Consider the following 23156-nt stretch of genomic DNA (forward strand, 5'->3'; position numbering starts at 1 on the left):
CAATGGGAATCTTCGCAATCGCAACGGACGCCAGGCATACAGTCAAGCGTTCGACGATGTTCCGGTTTTTCCGACGGCCGCGACGACAAGGTCGACAATCTCTTCGCACTCTTCGATCGAGGGCGTATCTCCGAGCGGGTTATCCTTGCGCAACAAATCTTGCAGGCGTCGGGCCGCGATCACAGGGTCCCCGGCTATAATTCGCGCCCGTTGTTCTTTTGTGAAATCAGCGATCATATAGTTCCTCCTAGCTCCTTGATTGCAGCGCGTGGCAGCTTGTCCGTCAATACCAATCGATTACTCACGAAGACAGGGTCCAGAGCAGTCGGTACGAGGATCTGTCATCGCTTCGAACCGCCCGCGCTCACTAGATTTCAATCACGGCCACAGGTCAGGTCGCGCATCCCTAATAAACGCGTCAGAACAGACCAGCTGTCTTTTAATGTATCGAACACAAATGCCTGATGTGTCGGGCCAGATTGCAGATCGCCACGACCCTATCACAGTTCTAGTGTTGCAGTTCCGCACTCGACTCCCATGCCTCTCAGTGGTTGACTTCCCTGTGCTGGGCAGGAGTAAGCCGCGATGTATTACGAATGGAACGAGGCTAAGGCGCGCAAGCAGTACCTGATCAAGTTCGCGTCCGTTTGGCTAGCCGCTATCGCCTTGGGACTTCTCCCCGTTTGGTGGTTGGTGCAAGAAACGACTTTCTAGCTTCCAGTGATGCGGGTTGATTTTCGGAAGCCCTCACGAAGCCAGAATGTCCGAAGATCTGCCTCGGATGGTCGCGATGACCAGTCTAATTTCGTTGGAAACGGATTGTCTCGATTTCCTCGAAGCGCCAGATCTACTTGATCCCCAGCTCCACGCCCTTCACGGCTTTTGGCCGCCCGATCGTGTCCTTCAGCCAGCACTCGGACTTCTTGGGAACATATGAGAACGCCTTACAGGCGTTGTCGCCAATGCAGGCGGTGAAACATTGCAGGTAGTTGCTTCCCTTCAGACGTTTGTAGTCGCCGCCGGGAATATCGACTCCCGAGTAGCTGGTGAAGTCGGACATTATCACGTCGGCCGCTTTCGAGGAGGAATAAGCCGCGACAGCGTCCGAATTCCGGATTAAGGCGACCACGTTGTCCTTGAGGAAGCAAACGTTGTGTTTCGTATTGTATGTGATGGCCTTGCATTGGCTGTCGCCCTCACAAAGGTCCTGGCAGCCAGCGTAGGAAAGATCCTTCACTGCTCTGTAGTCGAAGCCGATCGCGTCGTAGCCACGGGCGTCTATTAGCGATGAGGTTGTCGCCGCCGGCAAATTGGTGACCGCGCTCGGTGAATTAAGGGAAGCCTGTTCCTGCGGCTCGCCATAGCAGAGTATCTGGAAAACCGATGGCGTGACCTTGTCAGCCAAGTCCGCGGTCGAGATCGGCTGCTGGTCAGCTGCCCGGTCCCCGGATTGTCCGGCGATACTTTGGGACTGAAGGAAAAGATCGGCTACCGAGGCTCGGATCGCAAAGTTCACGTTCTGAGCAGTAATACCGATCTCGTCCGCGACCCCTTTTGAGAGCGTCGCACTCGTGATGCCCATGACAAAGCCATCGCGGTCCACCACAGGGCCTCCCGAGTTTCCCGGTTGAATCGGCGTCGAGATCTGAATGTATCGGGTGTCGTTGCGAAGGCCCGCGAGCGCGTTGACGTTGCCCGTTGTGACTTTGACGGAGTCCGCGAGGAGCGTCGCCAAGGGAAACCCTACGGCCACGATATCCTCACCAAGGCGAGTGGGCGCGCGGCGGAAGACAAGTGGCTTAAGTGGCTGCGATGAATTGATCTTAATCAGCGCCAGGTCGTTAGCAGCGTCAATTCGCGGATCGGCTGCGTCTCCCCTGCCCTTCACCTCAATGCGCTTGCAGGATTGGACGACATGCGCGTTGGTGAGCAGCCAACCGTCGGGAGTCACTGCAAATCCAGTTCCTGAAGATGTTGGGCTTCCAGCGAGGCACGTCGTGGCGAGAAAAGCGGAAAACAGAGCGACTGCGGCGACGCGAGACACGGACGGCATTGAGAAACTCCCAGCTGCGTGGAGATTAGAACTTCGCGCGAGAGTTTTTCAACCATATCCTGCATTCAAGATTAATGTGTTTTCGATGTGGAAACGGTCGCGATGCCTATTAATGGCTGCAGGAAAGCGCGTTCGTGGGCCTGAAGCCCTTACTACATGCATGATTCACGGAATGCCCCGGCTGATATTGGAAATGGGCGCGGTTTGAATTTTGGGGGTCACGTGCACGCTGAAGTCGGCGTGGTCAGCCCGGCCGGCCCGGCCAGCAAGCCGCGTATGATTATTCTCTGGATTACCCATCTTGGACAGTTCACCTGGTGAATACCCGCCCACTGACAGACGAGGCCATCGTGCCACCATCCGCCGGGCGGTAGCTGTTGCTTTGGACCGACCCCACGTCCTTGGCAAAGAACCAGCCTGAATTGAACCATCCTCTTCCCAAGTGAAGCTTTTCTCTGTCACGACATACGTGCTCGCGAATTTTGCGCGGGTTGGTTGGGACCGGCGTTGTAACATTCGATTATCTTCGCGATGGTCGAAGCGGGATACCCGCGCGCAGTAAGACCGATCCGAATCTTCTCCATGTCTCGCACGGGAGGCCTCATTCGAAGGTCGTGCAGTATATCCGTGGCACCATCTACGAACGCAGCTGCTTCAACGGAAAAGGTGGTCTTCATCTATAGGGTCTCCCATGAAAAGTTCGCCCTGCCACGTCGGACCTGACATCAGTATTCTACAAATCATTCCGACCGGCGAAAAGGCATCGGAGATATCCCCCGGAAGATCCGCAAGTAAGGGAAGCGATCGAGGATCGTCCAGCATAATAATCTGCCGGATAGCTTCTACATGTGTCGCTGGATACCGGTCATCAGCCCAATGGAGCCTTTGCAGAAGATGTCGCTTCAAAACAACCCAACTTCCGACAGTTGGCCGAAATCCCAGAGCCGCCCATACGAATCTCCCGTCCATCGACGCAGTGAGCTCCATTTTTCCGAACCCTCCGGCTTGAGCCGCACGATATAAGCTTCGAATAAAAGCTTTGCAGATGCCCTGGTTTCTCTCGGCTTCGTTGACCTGGATACTGCTGATATCGACTGCCATACTCGAAAAATTAAACTTCACCACCGCTTGCAAAACCCCAAAAAATTCGACTCTGAAACGATTGGTGGCGTAGCCCACCGGTTCAGTCGTATTTACGTCCATCCCTTCCGCTGACGTGGCCGCGATTTCGGCTATGATGTCTGGCTGCGACTGGTCGGGTTCATTGTAAGGCGAAGTGATATTGGAGGCCGCGGGAATTCGATTGCGAAACAGGCCAAACAGAAGTTTGCGAATTGGCGGCATGAGAAATAGCTCTTATTGTGGTCCGCATCCATCGCAGCTCCTGATTAAGACTGCGTTCATGGCAACATGAGTCGATTACGATGTGGCAGCGACTTTGCTGCCGGACCAGATCGAGCAGGCGCTAAGGCATTGAGCCGAACCTGATGGCCAACAGGAGAACGGTCGAAACGCAGACCGTTCTTAAAGACGAAAAGGGCTATGAGGTCCAAATGGGGCATCGATGGTTGTGATGTTGCCCGCCGAAAAATCGGCTGGCTTAGCTGCCAACAACTTGTCCCCATTTCCATACAGCCGAGGGCACGCTTGAGGAGATTCCGTCTCGCTTACGCAGGTTTGCTCGGCTCAATCCTGCGTCAGGTCGCCTATCTCGCCAAAGCTTGCCAGAAGCCGCGGCGAGCTCATGTCACCCGTCTCGCTATCGACGATCACAGAGTAGGCTCCGACACCAGTCGACCTTGCAGACATTGCCGATGCGATCTTCTCCGCAGACGTTCCGTTCGAGGCCTGCCGCATCTCCCCTGGAACCAAACCAGCACGGTTGCGCTTGAATGGTACGACTATAAATTTCTCTGCCAATGACATTGGTGATCCTGAATTTTAAATCTGCGAACTTAGCTGAGCGCGTCGATCTGACCATCCAGTTCTCGCACCCATTCCACATAACGTGAGCGCAGGGGATTATCCTCAGCGAGGCTCTCCAGCTTCGATAGCGCAAGCTGACGCTGATCCTTTAGCAACTTGAGTCGACTCATCGGGCCCCCTGTTTTCACAGCAGTAGCCGATAAGCGACCCAAATGCCAACGATGTTCTTATTACGTTCTGACTGCGCGGAACTTTGCGGACACCGTCTGCAGAATTTCCACGCGCCCAAGGATCCAACGAAATCGTGCCGGCGCAACCCACGGCCTCGAATTCCGGATCACCATAAACCATTGGCTCGATTCAACGCACGATGGGTTACTGGGATTCACTTGGCAAAAGCGACGAGTGGTATACACCGCCTCACGTCTTCGGTGCACTGGGATGCGTGTTCGATATGGATGTCGCGGCGCCCGCCAATTCGGCGACCCATGTTCCGGCCAGGGCATTCATCACCGCGGACAGCCTTCGGTCTCAGTGGACGGGCTTCGTATGGATGAACCCACCGTTCGGCGGGCGGAACGGACTTGAGCCGTGGATGAAGAAATTCTTCGAGCATGCGGACGGCATCGCACTCACGCCGGATCGCACAAGCGCGCCGTGGTTTCGAGAGGCATGGCTCTTTGCGGATATGGTGCTCTTCACGCCAAAGCTTCGCTTTCTTCGGCCCGATGGCTCAGAAGGCAAGTCTCCTTCGAACGGGACGGCACTATGGGCAAAGGGGCAGCGAGCGGTTGACGCGCTTTGTCGAGCTCGCGATGCAGGATTGGGTATAGCGGCCCTGCCGTTACGTGACTGACCTATCTGCTCCGAACCAGCTGGCCGTCGAGCATGGACGGGAATGATAGGCAGGCGAATCCGTGGCTGCAAATGCCTCGCACAATGCCGTTTCCGACGCCCGCCATGGTCACGATATTTTCGCAGCGGGTAGTTTCCCCCTGCCATTTTCGCCCCGCTGTTAACGGTCGTCGCCGATCTTCCGAACCCAGGATTGTATGAATCGGCTCATGATGAGCCCGGCCGCACGACGGGGTATCATGAGCAGCATCATTACAAATAGCGGCGCGATGGCGGCGCTCAGCACCTTACGCTCGATCGATGGCCGCCTTGCCAACACTTCGCAACAGGCGTCGTCTGGATTGAGAGTGGAGAAGGCATCGGACAACGCCGCCTACTGGTCCATCTCCACGACGATGAGGTCGGACGTGAAGGCCATGAACGTCGTCAACGACAGCGTCGGCCTGGCGGAGGGCGTCGTGGACACGGCCTACGCTGCGATGGAGTCGGTACTCGACAGTTTCGTCGAGATCAGGAACCTCGTCATCACCGCGAGCGACATGCCGCAGCCGGGCATGAAGGACGCGGTCAAGCCGGCGTTCAGTCTCGATCCGGAATATGCGAAATCGGATGTCTACAAGATCGATCAGCGCATCCAGCAGCTGCAGGACCAGGCGCGGGACGCGATGATGTCAGCTTCGTTTTCGGGCGTGAACATGCTTTATCACGGCATCGGCGAAAGCACGAAGGCCAGCGAACAGGTACATAACTTATAGGCTATGCCGATGGCAAGGTGCAGACGATGAACGTTCCAGCCATGAACACCCTGCTCCTGAATGACGATTTCGGTATCGGGTGGACGGGTCCGGGTCAGCCCAATGCGGAGCAGGCGTTGTTCGACGGAAGCGACACCATCGACGCTCCGGGGTCGTTGACGCCGGCAGCGGTGTACTGGTTCAACTTTCCCGCCGGGTCCGGCTCCTTTCCGGTGAGCCCGACCTATGTGCTGCAGTCGATCGAAAACCACGTCGTCCGGTTCGGGTCGGACCGTCAGGGCCTCTACAACAACCTCGTCGCGGACGTCGATCAAAAAATCCAGCAGTTGACGTCGAAGATGTCGTACGTCGGCACGGTCCAGAAATCTTTGGAAATGTACGACGAGATCAACAGCAGGATGACAGATTCCGTGACGAGCGGGATCGGTCGCCTTGTCGATGCCGACATGGAAACCACGGCGACTAGGCTGAAGGCTTTGGAAACCCAGCAGCAGCTCGCCATTCAGAGCCTCGGTATCGCCAATGCAGCGCCTGGAAATCTGGTTCAGCTGTTCCAGTAGTCATCGCATACGTTCGATATATCTCGCCAGCGTTCGTGGATGCACCCCATATCGCATGGCGACTTCGAGCGCGTCTTCTCCTTCAACGACAACGGCATCGCATGCCGATTGACGCTCGGCGTCGTTCAAGGCTGGTCGCCGACCGAGGCGCTTCCCTCGCGCGCGGGCGGCCTCAAGGCCTGCGCAAGTGCGCTCCCTGATTAAACACCGCTCGAATTCCGCCATCGCTGCCAGCATATGAAAGACTAGGCGGCCACCGGCCGACGCGGTGTCTATGTTTTCGGTCAGGCTGACAAACTCGATTTTCCGCCGGCCGAGCTTTTCGATGATCTGAACAAGGTCTCTGAGCGAGCGGCCCAGCCGGTCGAGCCTCCATACGACGAGAGTGTCGCCGGGTTTCAACGAGCGCAACATCGAGATCAACCCGGGTCTTTTGTTAGTCGAGCCGGAAACGCCCTGATCTTCGACCACCCGGTCGCAGACCTTACGCAACGCCGCGAGCTGAAGGTCGAGTCGCTGATCTTCCGTTGATACCCGGGCATAACCGACTTTCGTCATCGAATTCCATTTCCCGCGCGTTGACAGAAAGGACCGTTTTCGACGGGCGGGTGCGCGGAACTGCATGATTACAATCCGAGAATGGTTGCAATGATTTAGGCAAGGAACAAAAACACGGACGACCGATGACAAATACGGTCGTATTCGTCGGCGTCCGGCAGCAATTTCCAGACGGCTCCGCCCAGATGAAGTCAGTGACTTTCGATGATTTGGCGCAGCAGCTGATCGACGTCTGGATTTCCCGCGAGGTCGATCAGCCAGCGACATTCTGCCATATGGCCGGCGAGCAGCTTTCCGCGAACATGGTGCTTGCCGTCATTGAAATGACCGACAGCGGCCCGGAGTTTAGGGTAAACCTCCTCCGCGATTACAGCATCCCGACGAGCTACGCTGACGTGCCTGAAGTCTTGAGATCGCGACTTCCTATGTTGCCTGCCGGAAGTCTCCACCCGTCCATTCAGAGGGCGATCGCCGGCCGTCGCCCTTCGCTCATTTCCGAAACCGCTCGCCACGACAATATGCAAACCAATTTCCAGATGTTGTCGCTTCCCCGGAAAGCCGTGAAGCCGGCAGACGACTGGTGCCTCGTTTTTGGTGTCGTGAATTATATCCTGAGGGCTAGCGGAATACCGAAGGACGTCGACGGCATCGATCTCGCAATCCTGCAGCTGCTTCGAGAAGGATTGCAGATGCGGGAGATTGGGCATCGGGTCGAGTTGTCTCCACGCACGGTGGAGCATCGCGTCGAGCGTCTCAAGGCGCTGACTGGAGCGAGAACGATCCATGGTCTCGTTGCGCTATCGATTTAATGTCGCTCTCGAGGCACGAGATTCAATCCGTCCGCGGCAGTTTCTTTCACTGGGCGGGCGGCGGGCCGCTTCCCGTTCCATTTCAAGGGCTTGCGGTAATCGTCTGGAAAGAAGTGCGACGTACTCGTGGCCTTAGCAATTCGTCTGGAGATGCCCGTCGACCCAAAACGTGCTTCCGATTTTGATCTCGAAGCCGTCGCCGACAAATTCCAGTGAACACATTGCTGACTTTCAGCCGGCGTGGCACACCATACTAGGGGGCGCACGAATAGTTGAACGGAGAACAAGGTGGCGCGAAAGACAGGAGACCCAATCGATGCAGTCGTTGGGGGAAATCTGACACGTATCCGGAAGACGAAGGGACTGAGCCAATCCGCCATCGCTGAGGCGTTGGGGGTTTCTTTTCAGCAGGTGCAAAAGTACGAGAAGGGTTCAAACCGCATCAGCGCCAGCGTTCTCTACGATTTGTCGCAGGCTCTCGGTGTCTCCATGGAGGACTTCTTCAAGGGAGCTGAGACCGTCAAGCGCGATACGATCACCCTGCAGGCGACAGGTCGCGTGTACCCCACCGGCGACCTCGCTCGGGTGAAGAATGCTGGAGTCAGGAGAGCGCTTGAGAGCCTCATCAAATCCGTTTCTTCAGAAGTGGACGATCCAGATGGGTTTGTATCCGCGCCACAGTGAGTCCGCTTGCGAGATCATCATTTGGGTTCGTAGCCCACGCTGCCCAGACCCAGTAGGGATTTTATTGAACAGGCCCAAGCCTCGAACGATGCTGGTACATCTTTGATCGTTTGCTGCGCAGGCAACATAATGCTGAGAGAAAAAGCAGAAACATTCAAAGACCTGCATGATGCCGCGCGAGCTGAACGACGTTGGAAATCTGGGGATGGGTGGGTTGCCTGGGGTCCCACGCGGTTTGGATCCCGAGGGCGAGGTCAAGCACAACTCCAACTGGGAACGCCAGGTTGTTGCTGTTCGACGTTCTCTGCTGCAGTTGAGGGGCAATTGCCGTTTCTGCTTTGACCGGCGGAATTAACGGGGGGCCGAGAGGCTCATTTCGTGCAGGTCATTGTGGTACTGGCCTCTGCGCGACCAGCCAGCCGATAAATTTCCGGAGCATGCTTGGGGGAGTTTGAACTGCTGTGATCCCAACGAAACCGCCGGGCATCCGCCAGCTCGGCGGATGTACGATCAGGCGGCCAGTCTTCAGTTCGTCCTCGATTAGCCGCGCCTCGACCAGAACGAAGCCCAATCCGGCGACGGCCGCGTCGATACATTGCTGTGTGTTTGCGAAGTCCATGGTGGTCTCCGCGTAAATCGCAAACCCTGTTTTTTGTTCGAACGCCTCCCAGTGATGTAGGCTGGTCAGAGACCGGAGGCGAGTTGGCATATAGAAGGCCTTGCCCGAAACCTCCAAATCAAGCTGCGGGTGTCCGGCGATCACGAATTCCACGTCACCAAGAACGTACACATTCGGCCCCTCCGGTACGGGGTAACTCAATCGGTCCCACGATGTCGCTATGCTCACGCCTCGCGCCTCACTGGCGAAGCGTTTCAAGACATCGATCTTCACGGTGACGTTGGGGTGCAGTTCATAGAAACGTGGCAAGCGCGGGATCAGCCATCGAGAAGCAAACGTTGACCCGCATCCAACCGTAATCACCTGGTTCTGCCTACCACCGCGAATGCTTGTGAAGCTCTGCTCGAGTCTGTCCAGTGCTTCGACAGTAACTGCAAAGAGATCGGAACCGGCAGGCGTAAGTTTAAGTGAGACCCCGGCACGATGAAACAGTGGCTGCCCCGTGGCTTGCTCGAGCTGGGCTATCTGTCGACTTATCGCACCGTGTGTGCGACCGAGCTCGCTTGCCGCCGCGGTCATAGTGCCGAGACGCGCCGCTGCCTCGAAAGAACGTAAAGACGACATGGGTGGCAACTGTCGCATCGATCTCTCCGTGAGGAATACTCACAGGCACCCTAGCTATATTCGTATGACAGCAATATGAAAGAAAATAGAGATCAACACCGCCAGAATGGCTTGCCCGATTCAGCTTCGGCCTCTTCACGCGTCAGCCCCAGGTCTGCGAGCGCTTCATCTGGCATCGTTGTGTAAATACGTGCCAGCTCTCGCCTTTCCTTCATTCGAAGCCGCCATTGCTTGAGCAGTGACAAGAGCGAGAAGATGCTTTCCGCGTATTCATGCAAAGCTTCTGGCTTGATGTTCCGGTTGCTCCCGGTTTCCAAAACCCTGATCGGGAGTTGGGGGGCGTTCGCAATATCGCGAAATTCGTGTTTTTCACTAATCCGTTTTACGAAATCTTGCTTCATCCACGCGCCTCTGCTCGCCAACAGGTCTATCGCGGTTATCGCCCCGTATCGGCGTATGCGCCATGCAGTAGTTCTGGCGTGTATGTGCAAAATACTCACGACGGCTTGACTCTCAAAGGACGCTGCCTTCAAGTCGTAAGTGTCACCTCCTTGAGTGCGAACCCAATGGAACTGAAAGGGGCCGCTTGACTACGCTGGCCAATCCGATCCTCCTGTCGACAGAGTGCTGCGGACGATGTCATGGCGGTGCGATTTCAGTTCGAGATGATTCGTCAACATCACTTTGGTTCCAGGCCCTGGGTCCGGCCGTTGGTGCAGACGATCCTGACCGATCCGCAACTGCGATCGCCACCGCCTCCTCGTCGCGGTGACGTTCTAAGCTAGTCGCAGCAACACCAATCCCGTCAATATTGCAAAGCTGCTATGATCTTGCTTCGGTTCAGCCCCTCTTTCAGAATCGTCACCGCAATCACAAGGCCGAAAAAAATGTTGCTTTCCCGCAATGCCGAAACGAGAGCCACCGGAGCAACCGTCACCGCCCATACCGATATAACGTATGAAGCGATCACAAACAGCGACCCAGCGACTAACTGGAGGGCATTTTCAGTTATATAGCTGTCGGGCAGTTCCTTCCTCAGGAAGACTGAGTAAATGGCCAGGAAAATCAGGCCGTCGAGCGTAGCACCTACCAGACCATAGGAAATGGCGGAGGAGGAGGCGCGGCTGCCCCAAGCATCCAGCATTGTGTAGCAAGAAATTGTAGCACCGGCAGCGAGCGCAAGGACTAGAGGGGTGAATGAGGTCGCGACGGAGCTTGCCGATCTCGCCAGACCGACAACCGTCACACCCACCATTATCAGACATAGGGCTACAACGCTTGTGATCGACATGTGATCGCCGAGCAGAGGAATTGCTAAAATGGTTGTCAGGACAGGCGCTGTCCCGCGGGCCACAGGATATACCTGGCTCAGATCTCCTCCCTGATACGCCTTTGCCATCAGCAGATAGTAGCATTGCCGCAAGGCGGAAGCGGCAATCGCCGGAATCAGCCATCCGCCATGCGGCAAGCCCACGAACGCCAGTGCAAACGACGCGAAAAGACCTGCGATGATGTTGAGAGCGGCAAGAGCCAGATAAGGTCTTATATTTACTTTTGTTAGACTGTTCCACGCAGCATGCATAGCTGCCGACAGCAGCACAAGAAAGAAAACCTCTACGCTCAAGTGGCCCCCTGCTCCATCGTCAAACGCTTAGTCCACTCTCAAGGTCAGTGCTCTTATTAAGGTGCCTTTCTCAGGTTGTCATTCGACATCCGATCGCGCCGCGTCACGATAGTCCTCGCGTTTCTGGTAGAAGTCCGTCTCGTCGCGAGGTGTACCGTCGCTCGAACCGTAACCACGATAGTCGAGTGCCAAGAATCCCGCTGCTTCGGGGAACGGCGTAAGCTCCGATGTGGTGCTCATTAAGCATCGGGAGCCCTGCTGTCATCGCAACAATCGGACGGTCGGTGTCCGGCGTTTCCGATAGTCACCACGAAGGGTTGATGCCATCTCTTGTGGGAAAACAAGACCCATGTCTTGTCGGTTATGTTGTATCCCCGAAAAGCGTAATCGATGGTTATCTTCTGATGGTCCTGATGGCGCGCGCCGGACTCTTCCTAGATGAAACGATCGAAACGTTGAAAATGGGTTTGGACTAACGACGGACATTCGGTGACTGGATCTCTTGTTCGCACCACTTGCAAGCGAACTTAGAATCGTGCTTCCCGTTATCGACCGGAGGGTTGCATGACATCGGAAATTTGCATCATGAATCGGTTAGCTGTCGTGCTTGCCGCAGATTCAGCCACGACCGCTACCGGTGTTTACGATGGACGGCGGGAAGAACGCCACTTCACCGGCGCTAACAAGATTTTCCAATTGTCTAACCACCATCCAGTCGGTCTCATGATCTTCGACTCCGGTGACATTCATAATGTGCCATGGGAAGTGATCATCAAGTCGTTCAGGGCGGAACTCGGAAACACGGCGTGCGGGCAGCTTGACGAATACGCAGGGAGATTCTCGAGTTACATAGCGTCGCATCAGGACGAACTGTTCCCGCGAACTGTGCAAGACAGCCGAATTTACGACGTCGCCATGAATCTCTTCGAAGAATGGATCGACGGCGCAATCCTTGACGATCAAGATGAAGCCGAACGCGTTGAACTTTTCGAGCAACGGATCGCAGCTAAGCTTGCGGACGCGAAGACGCTTCCTAAATGCAGTATCTTGTCCGCGGCGACGTTGAAGGAGATCATAGACGACCGCGTCAACGATACGGCAAAGATGGTAAGAGCGACGCTGAACGGTTCGGCGGCGAGCGCTAAAAACAGCAAGAAGATAGCCACCGCCCTGCTCAAGACGATCTTTTCCCATCCAGACGATCATCTTGAGCCCACGGGGTTCGTGTTCGTCGGTTTCGGCGAACGTCAGATCTTTCCGAGCATGGTGGAATACAAGTCTTACGGGCTGGCGTGCGGCCATCATGTTTTCTGCGAGAAACGGCGACAGGCGATCAGCGAGCGGACGCCGGCGCTGTTATCGGCGTTTGCGGAGGCGTCCGTGACCAATACTTTTGAGTTAGGCATAAGCTCGGATGTCTACGACGAGATGACCACGGCAGTTAAAGATGGCCTGAATGACTTTGCAACACAGCTGATGAATCGAACCGGTACTGAGCTCGGGCTAATTGACGATCTAGACAGCCTCGTGCAAGTTAGCTCCGAGAAGATTGGCGACAACGTTACCCAGAAGGCGCGCGCTAAACACGGGTACCCTTTGGTGAATGTGCTTCGCCATCTCCCGGTTGAAGAAATGGCGGGTTTGGCGGAAACCTTAATAACTCTTCAATCGTTAAAGGTGAAGATAGCGACACCATCGGAACGAGTAGGCGGCCCCGTGGATGTTGCGGTAATCACGAAGCATGAAGGCTTGGTGTGGCTGCGGCGGAAGCTGTATTTCACGCCGGAACTAAATCCCCGCTACGCCCTAAGACAGGCGGCGAGGCTCCTGACCTGGGAAAACGACGATGACGAACGAGACCAAATCGAGAAAACATCGGCCGGCAAAGACTCAAAGCGAGAAAGTGATCCGTCGTCCGGCCCATGATCGCGAGCAGGAGAAGTTGACCAATTTGGAGCGCTACCGCTCTGCCGTCGAGTCCATCTACAACGCAAGTGATCGTGAGATTGAGCGCGCGTTAAGAGATCTCTACGCCTGATAATTGAATTTGACCAACAAAGAACCGCCCGACTTTCGACGGGCGGCTTTTTGTTGTGTGGTGGTTACAAGCTTACCCTCGAGTAAGCTTGTTTGCCGTACCGCGTGGCTTTGAACTACCAGCCGCTTTGGACTTCGCTTCTTTGATGAGATTACGAGTAGCTACACCGATCGCCCGCTCCCTGTCTCGCGGCTTTCCGGTGGCGAGCCGTTGGGCCTCGAAGGTAGGAATGTTTACGAACCTCGCAACGCTTTCGATGAAGTCGAGAGCCGGCGCAAACATCGGTTCGGTCTCGACACGCTTTAGCTCTACGGAATCGACACCCAAACGCTTTGCCATTGCAGCGTACGAAAGTTTCTCGCGCCGACGCGCATTGAGAAGAAATGACCCCAGGAGCGTACGATCTCGCGACACCGCTTTCTTCTTCCCGAAAGCGCCTTCTCTGGCCTTTGCCACGGAAAGAAACGGTCCGGCGTTGATAATTTCAACTCCGGCCTCGACCGTAAAATCCGGCGAGTTGCGGATCGCCTCTTTGAGATCCGCATTCGTGAAATGCAATTTCATCTATCTGCTCCTTGTTCTGCTGGAGAACGGCGGAAGATCGATTGCACCAGTGACTCCGGCACTTCAAAATACTTCAGCTTATCCTCTACGATGCCTTCTTCGAATTCGATCATTCCCACCCCCCTGTAGTAACTCTCCGCACCCGGAAGTGCCCTGAGAGCGATCCGCCCCTTGTATCCGTTGTCAATGGAGACGCTTATAGCCGTCTTCAACATCAATTCTCCGCAGCCCTTGTAAATGTACTCGGGATGGTTGGCGCGGTTCCAAGGGGCCGTCGCCAAAATATCCACGTAGACCAGCGGGGAGCCGCGATGTTCCGATGAAAGGCTAAGGTACTTCACGTGGCCCTTTCTGATAATCATCGCCGCTTGCGTCATGTTCGCACACTCGAAGACAAAGGTGTCGGAGATCAGGGCGTCCTTGACTGTCTCATCCATCTTCTCTGGCCAGAGCCAATGCGCGTCGCTTACACGAAGACGGGGCGCGATGTCCTGAAGTCCGGCTTGCGCTGTCTTCATCTCCCTTAGCATCGGAATCCAGAGCTCCTCGATATCGGTTTTGTTCCGCTCGTCGAACCCGTGGTAAAGAACACCGTCCTCCCAATTTCCGGATTTCCGGTTCAAAACGGAGAAAGTACCGAGAGATTCTTTACTCATAAGACCATCAACTCCGCTTTTTCGGACTTATCCGCGCTCTCGATAAAGACCTTGTCTCCGCGCCCGAGCCTCTCGTCGACCGACTTGTAAAGCCGCAAGGCTTGCCGGACCAATGCGGTCTTGGACAGTCCCTTCTCCTCGCACAGCGCCTCGAGAGCATCCATCTCGGCGTCTGTAAGGTTCAGAGTCATAGTCCGTTTCATGCGTCACTCTCCGTTGCCTAACCCCATATAAAGCCTGCGCAATTAAAAAGCAATCAACTAAAGTTCTTTTTTTGGCTTGTTTTTAGCTACAAATTAGCTACATATTGATGCGGCAACCAAGGAGACGTGCTTTATGAGCGACACATCCCGTTATGAATTCAGCGTCAACGACCACGTTTACGCAACAAGCGATCAGCAGCTGACCGGGCGGGATATTCGCGCGGCCGCGTCCCTCGCCCCTGCGAGCGATTATGTTCTGATAGAAATCGGGAACGGGACTTCTCGATCTGTCGGCCTTGAGGAAATAATCGCCCTTCGTCCTGCGCCGTTGGCTGCAGTATTTCAGGCGTTCCGGAATGACCGCTCCTATTCGCTGACTGTCAACGAACGCGGATTCGAATGGGGCGATAGGGATATCTCGGCGAGCGACCTCAGGAAATTCGCCAGTATCCCAGATGACCACGATATCTTCCTGGATAGCGATGCAGATGCGCCGATCGGTGATGACGACATCGTACATCTCGATCGGAAGGGCGTCGAGCGGATCGTTTCCAGACCAAAGCCTAAAGTCAGAATACTAGTCAACACGAGAGAAAAATTCGTGTCCGCGGGGCGCATCAGCTTTTCCGAACTCGTAAAGTTGGCCTTCCCTGACATTCCCGTCGGCCCAACGACCTCGTTCACCGTCAGCTACCGCAAAGGCCCGGCAGACAAGCCGGAAGGCACCCTAATTGAGGGTGAATCCGTTAAGGTGAAGAATGGGATGGTATTCAATGTCTCGGCAACTGATAAATCTTAGTCCTGATCTTCGCCAGCTTGTAGAAGAAGGATACGACATCACGATCGAGCATGGCCATCTGGTCATGCACGACGTTCCTTACGTCGACAGCAGCCGTCAGGTTCGTCGCGGTCTTCTGGTTTCTACTCTGTCGATGTCGGGTGATTGTACCAACGTCCCCGAAACGCATGTGGTCATGTTTCAGGGAGACTATCCCTGTGACGAGAAGGGTAATCCGCTTCACAAGATTTCGCACATATCCCAGAGACAGGCGATTGCCGCCGACCTCTACGTCGACCACAGCTTTTCAAGTAAGCCGGCGATCGGATATCCCGACTATTACGCGAAGATGAGCACGTATGCCACCATCATCAGCAGCCCGGCGGCAGCCATCGACCCGTCAGTAACGGCGCGTACCAGGAGAGTTCAAGAATCAGATGACGATTCTCCATTCATGTATCTGGAGAACGCTTCAGGGCGCGCAGGCATTACCGCTCTGACCGAAAAACTAAGTCTTCCTTCCATTGCGATCGTTGGGCTTGGAGGTACCGGGTCGTTCGTTCTGGACCTTCTCGTCAAGACTCCTGTTCGTGAAATACACCTGTACGATGGCGACATATTCGAGCAGCACAATGCGTTTCGTGCGCCGGGTGCTGCCTCGGCCGCCCAATTACGAGAAAAGCGTTTCAAGGTCGAACATTTTGCCTCTGTTTATTCGGTGATCCACCGTGGAGTCAGACCTCATCCTGTCTTCTTGACATCGGAGAACGTCGGGGAGCTTGCTCACCACAACATGGTCTTTCTCTGCTTGGATGCAAACGAGATCAAAGTCCAGATCGTAGCTAGCCTCGAAGCAAACAATGTCCCGTTCATCGACGTGGGGATGGGCTTGGAACTCGTCGACGATAGAATAATGGGTACGCTACGGACGACATTGAGCACCCCCGCGAAGCGAGATCATGTTCGCGCGCGGGCGAGAATACCGATGGAAACGATCCCAGGAAATGACCTCTATGCCAAGAACATCCAGGTTGCGGACCTGAACGCTTTGAACGCCTGCCTCGCGGTCATCCGGTGGAAACGCCTGATGGGGTTCTATTCTGACACTGAAAACGAGCATTTCAGTCTCTATAGCGTCGACTCGAACCACATTCTGAACGAGGACTTCGTCTGATGGCTATCAAGCAACTCGAACATCGCTTCGTTGACGCCTTTCCGGAAACGATCGACGAGGGGGTGCTTTATATCGCAATGGAATTCGCGACGATGTCGCATCGTTGCGCCTGCGGATGCGGGCACGAAGTCGTGACTCCTTTAAGCCCGAGAGATTGGAAAATGAGTTACGACGGAGAAGCCGTGACCCTATCTCCTTCAGTGGGGAACTGGTCTCTGCCTTGCAAATCCCATTACTTGATCAGAAACGGCCGCGTGGTGTGGGCAGAACGGTGGGACGACGAAAAGATTCTTGCTGGCCGCGAGCGCGATTTGAAGGCGAAGCGCGGCGGTGATCCGAGCAATCCAACGCCCAGAGGCGACGCCCCTAAGGAACACGCTCAAGAGCCGACAGAAGCGCCGCCAACAAACACGGTGGTCGATGGTGTCAAAAAACCAGCGTCGATGTTCCGACGTCTCTTTTCGTGGCTTGACTAGGCCGAAGACTCGTTACGACGGAGTGTAATGCGAATGCAAGCAAGCTTCGTCATTGCGAGGAAGTCATTCCCAGCTTGTCATATCGGGCTGCAACCCGTCTGTATTGTTGAAGAAGCGCTCGATGAGATTAAATTTTTGTAGAGCCAAGGGCTGAAGACCACCCCAGCCACTCACTCAAATGTGGAATTCAGACCGATCTCCCAGACCTTGGCCTTATGATAGGCGAAGGTCTGACTTGTACGGTCCCGGAGATTTTTTTCCAGACTCGGTTCAGTATAATCCTTGTTACTCGGATGCAATTCACATATATATGTGAAGCTAACGGAGGGTCGCTCGATGTTGAAGAACACGACCATGAATCTGCCAGATGAATTGGTTGCCAGGGTAAGAGCATACGCCGCGCAAAATCGAACAACCATGACCGCTATCGTGCGCGAGCATTTTGAAGCGATCACCGAGCCGGAGAGAGAAATTTCCGAGGAGGACCCGCTTCTGGCTTATTCAAAAGGGATGCTTTCAAGGCGAGAGGCTGTTCGCCGCCTTGGTCTGAGGGACTACGCAGACCTGCTCGTCGCGCTGGGAGACGCCGACCTTCCGATGCCGCTCCCTCCGGCACACGAAATCGAAAACCAGGCTGCCACCTTCGCAAAGCTTTGGAGGATGGGATGAAAAGGTGCACGATCATCCTGCCTGACTCGGGGCCGATCAACAGTCTGTGGGTGGCTGATCGGCTTAATCTGCTGCTTGAACTGGATATGCGGATTGTTATCGTTGACGCCGTCTATGACGAACTCACCAGCGATCTTTCCTACCTTAAAGATGCCGAAGTTAAAGATTTCATCGATGGCAACTCTCCACCTTTCGTGATCGAGCGGACAGACATAGGTGAAGCCGAACGAGAAAAGCGGCGGCTTGGGCAAAAACTCAAGAAAAACGCCGGAGAACTCGCAATGGTCGACTTCGTCTCAGACGAAGGAGGCCTTGAACGCTATCTCAAGGCCAATGAACCTGTCGCGATCCTGTTCGAGGACGCCGGCCTAAGGGTCTTTAACAGGCCACCAAATCTCCACCTGATCTCGACCGTGGGTTTGCTCCGTGGATTGGAGGATGTGGGTGTCATCGCATCAGCGGACGAGGTAATCGATGAAATGCTTCATCCGAGCAAGCCCGGCAGAAGGCCATCGGACGCAAGAAAGTTCACCGATCTTCCTGAAGGAGTCGATGAGCCCGCAGCGATTGGCAGCTCTTGGAAGCCCTGAACGAGAGGCAGTCTGTCACTATGTTTTATCGCCTGATCGCGATTCCACATTTTCGTTAGTGGCTGGGAAGACCACCGGCTTTTTTCGATAAACTTTGGCGGAATGCTTGCCCATGACCGTTCCCTCTCAACTTTCTGGGTTGCGCGACGCATCTCATGCCCATTCTACTCCGCCGCAATCCCATCGAGCCGGCTGACCGATTGAATCGTCTCCAGGTCGTGTAGCCGGACGCCCGGGCAAACCTTCTTGGCGATCTCGGTCAGGTGCTGATGATGCGTCAGATAGATTACCTGCCCATGCCCGGCCATCTCCGTGAACAATCGGAATGCCTCCTCGGCGCGGAAATCATCGAAGGTTTCCATGATGTCGTCGGCGATGAACGGTATGGGAGCGCGATTGGCGACGAACTCGTGATATCCCGCTACCCGAAGCGCGAGATACAGCTGGAAGCGCGCGCCTTTGGAGAGTTCGTCGGCGATCTTCGAACCACCATTCGCCGACACGGCGATGAGGACCTCGCCGTCCTTGCCGGGTTGCGCCGCGACCCCCGTGTAGGCTCCGCGACTGATGATCCTGAACGCCTCGGATGCCCTCGTCATCATGCCGCTCCGATGACGATCCCTATAGAGCTTCAGCGCTTGTTCAGCAGCGGTTATTCCCGCGCGAAGCTCGAGGTAACGACTAGCCCGCTCCTCGATTTCCAGCAAAATGGTGCGCCGTTGCTCTTCGATCTCCGCGACAACGGAATCGCCGCCGATGGCATCGAGCGCCTTCTGTAGTGTTGACCTCTCGTGGTAGACGTCATGACATCTTCGGTCCTGGTCTTCCAGGACTGGCGTCAGCAAAGCGAGCTGGCCCTCCAGCTCGTCTCTATTCACCGACGCGAGCCTCTCTTCGACGTCGCCGATCTCGCTCGCGCCACTGATCTCGACCAGTTCTTGCTCGACTTCAGAAATTGAATTCAGCAGCCCTCGCCGCTTCGAGGAAAGGTCAATCAAGGCCTCGACCTCATTGAGTGTGGTGCAGCCGAAGAACGCTGTCATCTGCCCCATTTGGAGATCGAGTACTTCCTTGGTGACGAGGTATTCGCGCTCTTCTTGGCGCTTCTTGTTGAGATCACGTTCGAGCTTCTCCCGCTGCTCCTTCCCCCGCTCCGCTGCCTTGATCCGATCGGTGATAGTCCGAGTAAGTTCCGTGAGAACGGCGGTTTTCGGGATTTCCAAGGTGTCGCACAATTCGAACACGGAAGCTTCGAACAGGGCGCTGTCCTTTTCCATTTTCTCGATTCGATCAACGAGACTGTCTTTGGCTTCGATTGCCGAAGCGAGCTTTTCGAGAACGTCGAGGATCTCGTTGGCTGCATCGACGTCCGGGAGAACCGACGCTTCCCCCAACCAGCAGCCTTTGCAGAGCTCGGACCATGAGACATCCCATTCTTGCGCGGCTTTCAAAGCTTCGTTCATCGCGCTGGCGCGCGCGGCGTTATCCTCCTTCAATCGTTTCAGACGGTCTGCCTGATTCATGGCGAGGTTGAAAGCATCGAGGCCTTCCTCGGCAGCTGCGAACAGCGTTGCCAGATCAGCGTCATCGCTGGCCGTCAGGCCGGCGGTCCTCATAGCCGCGATCAGCTGTTTCTTCGATTGCTGAGCCCTGTCGCGGGTTTCCGCGACTTCCTGGTCGATCGCTGAGAGCTCGTCACGAGCCCTCAGGGCCACGATCCTTCTGCGCAGCCATTCTTCCAGCTCTGCAGGATCGACGCCAAATTCGGCATCCGGCGAAATCAATGCCAACGTTGCTGCCATCTCGCTTCTGAGTTCCGAGAGCGAACGCGCGGCCGCTTCAAAGCGCTCGCGAGCTGTTTGGATTTCGGAACCCGTGGACGCCCGGCTCAGCATCAACTGCGCCAGCTTGCTGGCCTCCGCGAAATGCAGGAGCCGTTGCGAAACGAGTTGATCGTCCGCTCTCATGGCATGCTCAAAGACGTCCGCCGATTGCGCGTCCATGGCTTGACGATGGGAAACCCATGCCCTTTCGCGGGCAGCCCTGCTAGCCGCGACCGAGGGTTCGTCGATCTCCCCTGCCCGAGCTCGCAAGACTTCGATTTCCGCGTCCATCCGCCGGGCGTCCGGCTCCATACGTTCGAGTTCCGCACGCGCGGTCTTCGACCGCTCCCGCCCCTCCTGGTACCGCGTTTTCCAATCGTTCAACTTCGCGGCGGACGGTACGCTCATAGCCGCCAGGTCGGCCGGACTGCCTCTCCAGGGAAAAAGCTGCGAAAGACTTTCCGACAGCACGACTTCCGCGTTCTCGCGACGCCGCATCACGGAACGGAGTGCGCCCTCGTCATCGGATTTTGGCAGCGCTTTAACCGTTGCCGAGAGTACTTCGAAAGCCCTGATCCGCGAAGGATCGCGAAATTCCTCGAGGGGCGGAACCTGGTTGTCCGCGTCTTCCAGAGCTCGTTCCGAACGCGCAAGTTCTTCCGCCGCGGAAGCGCAACGAGCTTCTACACCAGACCTGGAGCTGATGAGCGATCTGAACTTGCCGACCGTAGCCGCATCCAGAACCAACCGCGCAGGCGTTTTCTCGCCGGCTTTGCCAAGCCGGAGAAGGAGCGTCTCGACGGAGAGCTCAGAGACCCGCCCAGTAAGCTTCGGGATATCGACCTGTGCCGTCAGGTATCTAGGTTCCAGCGTTTTCGTGAGATCGGCGACGCGGGCCGCGAGGCCGAGAGCGACGGCGTCATCGGCGATTCCGCCAATCTCGTTCTCGATCTCGGCTACTGTTCGGGCAATCTCATCCAGCTTGACGCGGATCTCGATTTCACCCTTGCGGATTTTCGGGAGTTCCATCTTCCACGATTCCGGTGGTTCGGGAACCGCCTCGAGGGCATCGAGCTGGGCTCGGAGCCCAGTAAGTCTCCGCATTGTGGGAAGCGCGCTTAGGACACGGTTGATCTCTTCTATTCGTCGCTGGGTGTCCGCGCGCTCCATCAGAGCCTGGTCGTAAAGCCCGTCCAGACGATGCAGTTCAGCTGACTTCCTGCGATATTCGGTCGCCTGAAGGTCGAGCTCCTCACGCTTCTGCTTCAGCTCCAATAACCGGACCTTGAGCTCGCTCAGCTGGCTGCTGCGCCCGCGAAATTTGTAGAAAGCGTCGGCATCGCCGCGTATCGCGAGAAGCTGGCGGCTGAGATCGGAAAGACCGGCACTTGCGGAGAAAAGCAGTTCACCGAGATCGCCTTTGCTTGCGAGAATGCTCTCGCCGCCTTTCTCGAGCGTCACATCGTCCAGTGAAAACATTGTCGAGAAAGCATCGCGGTCAATCCCGCCAAGGTCGGCCCGTATCTCCGTATCGGCCAGACTCCGCTCTTTTTGATCGAGCAGACTGTTCTGCGGTCGCTTGATACGGACGAATTCCCTGTCCTGACTTGCCACGCGAACGTTAGCCGCTAGGCGCATGGTGTTGTAGGGGTGCAGGAACGCATATTTCGTCGTATTGCCGATCCCGAAGATCAGATCTAGGATGGCATCGAGGGTCGTCGATTTCCCGGCCTCGTTGGGACCGTAGATGACGTGGAGGTCCGGAGATCCGACGGGGCGCGATCCGAAATCGATGACCGCGTCTGTGAATCTGCCATAGCGCGTAAGGTCGAGACGATTGATGCGCACCCTATTCTCCCTCGCCGCCGCGCAGACGCGCCAGGACCTGCAACGCACCGTCCTTGGCATATTGCGCCAACAAACTCTCGAAGGACGCCTCGTCCCTGCCGAAGATCTCGCGGAGCTCGGTGGGTAGCTGGCCCCTCAGTTCGTCGGCGATCGAGCGTACCTCATCCCGATACTCGGTCGAGCCGTGGATCTCGCTGTCGATGATTGCTGCAAGCTCGTCCAAAGCACCGGTCCGGACATCTTGCCGTGGGGCCGCAACCGGGGACGTCACGACTTTCTCGATCCAGACATTTCCTATTCTCGCACCGTGTGTCTCAAGCTCGGTGCGGAGAATATCGACGTCTCGCCGGATGCGCCATGCGAGCTCCGTGGCTCCGGTTACTTCGACACGGGCAACAAGATGATCGGCGGAAACAGCGGAAGAAAGGCGTTCCAGTGTGCCTTTCGCCTCCAGAACCACATCCTTCCAATCAGTCGCCCTGGAGATATCGACGATGAGTCTCTCGAACTGGGCGACGGCGGTCTGGCGCTCTTCGACGACGACAGAACGATCATCCCTTATCGTGACGAGGGAGACGGACTTGGGTCCATCCTCGTTGATATCACGACCCTGAGGAATGCCGGGCATGATGATCGCGGACGATGCGTCCTCAACTGCCGACCTCTTGTGAATGTGGCCGAGTGCCCAGTATCGAAACCCCGTTTGGCGGAGATCGGCAACGCTGCATGGCGCGTAGAGATCGTGACCAGCCGAGCCGCCGAGGCTGGTGTGCATAATGCCGATGTTCACGGCATCCGGAACAGGAACAGCGTAGTGTCGAAGCAGGCCTTCGGGCGCTTGCGGCTTGGCAAAGCTGAGCCCGTGTATGGCGACGGGGAATTCGCCGGGAGCGCGGTCGATGCTAATGGTTTCAGCCACTGAACCGAACACCTTGACGGAGTCGGGGATAACGAGCTCCGCGGTGATCTTGGAAAGCGCATCATGGTTGCCGCGAACGATAAAAGTCTGGATGTCCGCCTCGTGCAAACGCGCAAGCTGCTCGGCCAGGAACCGCGCGGTCTTCATCGACGTCTGGTCGCCATCGTAGAGATCGCCGGCAATGACGAGAGCATCTACCCGCTCTTCCAGGCACAGGTCGATGATGCGGACGAACGAACGACGAGTGGACAATCCGATCAGGTCGGAAAGCTCGGCATTGCGGAGAGCCAGCGTTCGCAGCGGGGAGTCGAGATGAATGTCGGCGGTGTGGACGAATCGATAGACCAAAGC

Annotated in this window: 24 protein-coding genes and 1 pseudogene; 11 read left to right on the forward strand and 14 right to left on the reverse strand. The window is 56.0% G+C overall.

The window, feature by feature from the left end; genetic code table 11:
- Positions 1-42 precede the first annotated feature (42 nt).
- From ACFPWW_RS13765 to ACFPWW_RS13780, 4 genes are all read right to left on the reverse strand, one after another.
- Positions 43-237 (reverse strand): hypothetical protein, encoded by a 195-nt coding sequence (locus ACFPWW_RS13765; RefSeq protein ID WP_377312061.1) that lies wholly within the window; start codon positions 235-237, stop codon positions 43-45.
- A gap of 610 nt (positions 238-847) precedes the next feature.
- Positions 848-2053, reverse strand: a complete 1206-nt coding sequence (locus tag ACFPWW_RS13770; protein ID WP_377312063.1) for a trypsin-like peptidase domain-containing protein — start codon at positions 2051-2053, stop codon at positions 848-850.
- Between the two features lie 654 nt (positions 2054-2707).
- Entirely contained in the window at positions 2708-3397 is a 690-nt protein-coding gene (locus tag ACFPWW_RS13775; RefSeq protein ID WP_377312064.1) for a hypothetical protein, read from the reverse strand.
- Between the two features lie 342 nt (positions 3398-3739).
- A complete protein-coding gene (locus tag ACFPWW_RS13780; RefSeq protein WP_377312065.1) occupies positions 3740-3979 on the reverse strand; it encodes a hypothetical protein in 240 nt (79 codons plus the stop codon).
- 370 nt (positions 3980-4349) lie between these two features.
- Here ACFPWW_RS13780 and ACFPWW_RS13785 point away from each other — a divergent pair, with 370 nt between their 5' ends.
- From ACFPWW_RS13785 to ACFPWW_RS13795, 3 genes are all read left to right on the forward strand, one after another.
- A complete protein-coding gene (locus ACFPWW_RS13785; RefSeq protein ID WP_377312067.1) occupies positions 4350-4835 on the forward strand; it encodes a DNA N-6-adenine-methyltransferase in 486 nt (161 codons plus the stop codon).
- A 238-nt stretch (positions 4836-5073) separates the two neighbouring features.
- Complete coding sequence (locus ACFPWW_RS13790; RefSeq protein ID WP_377312069.1) at positions 5074-5589, forward strand: hypothetical protein; 516 nt, start codon at positions 5074-5076, stop codon at positions 5587-5589.
- A gap of 41 nt (positions 5590-5630) precedes the next feature.
- On the forward strand, positions 5631-6149 hold the full coding sequence (locus ACFPWW_RS13795) for a flagellin (RefSeq protein WP_377312070.1): 519 nt from the start codon (positions 5631-5633) through the stop codon (positions 6147-6149).
- Here ACFPWW_RS13795 and ACFPWW_RS13800 read toward each other — a convergent pair whose 3' ends face one another.
- A complete protein-coding gene (locus tag ACFPWW_RS13800) occupies positions 6150-6707 on the reverse strand; it encodes a recombinase family protein (protein WP_377312071.1) in 558 nt (185 codons plus the stop codon).
- A 125-nt stretch (positions 6708-6832) separates the two neighbouring features.
- Between ACFPWW_RS13800 and ACFPWW_RS13805 the strand changes: the two genes are divergently transcribed.
- Together ACFPWW_RS13805 and ACFPWW_RS13810 are read left to right on the forward strand one after the other, a co-directional pair.
- Positions 6833-7516, forward strand: a complete 684-nt coding sequence (locus tag ACFPWW_RS13805) for a winged helix-turn-helix transcriptional regulator (RefSeq protein WP_377312073.1) — start codon at positions 6833-6835, stop codon at positions 7514-7516.
- Positions 7517-7804: 288 nt separating this feature from the next.
- Complete coding sequence (locus ACFPWW_RS13810) at positions 7805-8200, forward strand: helix-turn-helix domain-containing protein (protein WP_377312075.1); 396 nt, start codon at positions 7805-7807, stop codon at positions 8198-8200.
- A gap of 385 nt (positions 8201-8585) precedes the next feature.
- Here ACFPWW_RS13810 and ACFPWW_RS13815 read toward each other — a convergent pair whose 3' ends face one another.
- The 3 genes from ACFPWW_RS13815 to ACFPWW_RS13825 form a co-directional block, all read right to left on the reverse strand.
- Entirely contained in the window at positions 8586-9461 is an 876-nt protein-coding gene (locus ACFPWW_RS13815) for a LysR family transcriptional regulator (protein WP_377312076.1), read from the reverse strand.
- 74 nt (positions 9462-9535) lie between these two features.
- Positions 9536-9844, reverse strand: coding sequence for a DUF1127 domain-containing protein (locus ACFPWW_RS13820; RefSeq protein WP_377312077.1), 309 nt, complete (start codon positions 9842-9844; stop codon positions 9536-9538).
- Positions 9845-10248: 404 nt separating this feature from the next.
- Positions 10249-11067 (reverse strand): EamA family transporter, encoded by an 819-nt coding sequence (locus ACFPWW_RS13825; protein WP_377312078.1) that lies wholly within the window; start codon positions 11065-11067, stop codon positions 10249-10251.
- 564 nt (positions 11068-11631) lie between these two features.
- Between ACFPWW_RS13825 and ACFPWW_RS13830 the strand changes: the two genes are divergently transcribed.
- Positions 11632-12993, forward strand: a complete 1362-nt coding sequence (locus ACFPWW_RS13830) for a hypothetical protein (protein ID WP_377312079.1) — start codon at positions 11632-11634, stop codon at positions 12991-12993.
- A gap of 184 nt (positions 12994-13177) precedes the next feature.
- On the opposite strand, the gene ACFPWW_RS13835 is transcribed toward ACFPWW_RS13830, so the two are convergent.
- Genes ACFPWW_RS13835 through ACFPWW_RS13845 form a run of 3 tightly spaced genes read right to left on the reverse strand, consistent with a single transcriptional unit; the run spans position 13178 to position 14528 of the window.
- Entirely contained in the window at positions 13178-13669 is a 492-nt protein-coding gene (locus ACFPWW_RS13835; RefSeq protein ID WP_377312080.1) for a hypothetical protein, read from the reverse strand.
- Positions 13666-14325: a hypothetical protein gene (locus ACFPWW_RS13840; protein WP_377312082.1), complete on the reverse strand. Its 660-nt coding sequence runs from the start codon at positions 14323-14325 to the stop codon at positions 13666-13668. Before ACFPWW_RS13840 ends, ACFPWW_RS13835 begins: the two co-directional genes overlap by 4 nt.
- Positions 14322-14528, reverse strand: a complete 207-nt coding sequence (locus tag ACFPWW_RS13845) for a ribbon-helix-helix protein, CopG family (RefSeq protein ID WP_377312083.1) — start codon at positions 14526-14528, stop codon at positions 14322-14324. Before ACFPWW_RS13845 ends, ACFPWW_RS13840 begins: the two co-directional genes overlap by 4 nt.
- 133 nt (positions 14529-14661) lie before the next feature.
- Between ACFPWW_RS13845 and ACFPWW_RS13850 the strand changes: the two genes are divergently transcribed.
- The 3 genes from ACFPWW_RS13850 to ACFPWW_RS13860 are packed head-to-tail and all read left to right on the forward strand — an operon-like array spanning position 14662 to position 16956.
- Positions 14662-15327, forward strand: a complete 666-nt coding sequence (locus ACFPWW_RS13850) for a multiubiquitin domain-containing protein (RefSeq protein ID WP_377312085.1) — start codon at positions 14662-14664, stop codon at positions 15325-15327.
- Positions 15302-16480, forward strand: a complete 1179-nt coding sequence (locus tag ACFPWW_RS13855) for a ThiF family adenylyltransferase (RefSeq protein ID WP_377312086.1) — start codon at positions 15302-15304, stop codon at positions 16478-16480. Before ACFPWW_RS13850 ends, ACFPWW_RS13855 begins: the two co-directional genes overlap by 26 nt.
- A complete protein-coding gene (locus ACFPWW_RS13860; protein WP_377312087.1) occupies positions 16480-16956 on the forward strand; it encodes a DUF6527 family protein in 477 nt (158 codons plus the stop codon). The genes ACFPWW_RS13855 and ACFPWW_RS13860 overlap by 1 nt, the downstream gene beginning before the upstream one ends.
- On the opposite strand, the pseudogene ACFPWW_RS13865 reads toward ACFPWW_RS13860, so the two are convergent.
- Positions 16953-17117: pseudogene (locus ACFPWW_RS13865) on the reverse strand (IS5/IS1182 family transposase); the annotation flags it as partial. The gene ACFPWW_RS13860 and the pseudogene ACFPWW_RS13865 sit on opposite strands and share 4 nt — an antisense overlap.
- Before the next feature lie 175 nt (positions 17118-17292).
- Between ACFPWW_RS13865 and ACFPWW_RS13870 the strand changes: the two are divergent.
- Positions 17293-17625, forward strand: a complete 333-nt coding sequence (locus tag ACFPWW_RS13870) for a hypothetical protein (RefSeq protein WP_377312088.1) — start codon at positions 17293-17295, stop codon at positions 17623-17625.
- Positions 17622-18215: a hypothetical protein gene (locus ACFPWW_RS13875; protein WP_377312089.1), complete on the forward strand. Its 594-nt coding sequence runs from the start codon at positions 17622-17624 to the stop codon at positions 18213-18215. Before ACFPWW_RS13870 ends, ACFPWW_RS13875 begins: the two co-directional genes overlap by 4 nt.
- A 164-nt stretch (positions 18216-18379) precedes the next feature.
- Here the strand turns inward: ACFPWW_RS13875 and ACFPWW_RS13880 are convergent, their stop codons facing one another.
- Entirely contained in the window at positions 18380-21886 is a 3507-nt protein-coding gene (locus tag ACFPWW_RS13880; RefSeq protein WP_377312090.1) for an AAA family ATPase, read from the reverse strand.
- A 1-nt stretch (position 21887) separates the two neighbouring features.
- On the reverse strand, positions 21888-23153 hold the full coding sequence (locus ACFPWW_RS13885) for a metallophosphoesterase family protein (RefSeq protein ID WP_377312091.1): 1266 nt from the start codon (positions 23151-23153) through the stop codon (positions 21888-21890).
- Between the last annotated feature and the right edge of the window lie 3 nt (positions 23154-23156).

The sequence above is a fragment of the Rhizobium sp. GCM10022189 genome (assembly GCF_042656325.1).
Lineage (GTDB): Bacteria > Pseudomonadota > Alphaproteobacteria > Rhizobiales > Rhizobiaceae > Rhizobium.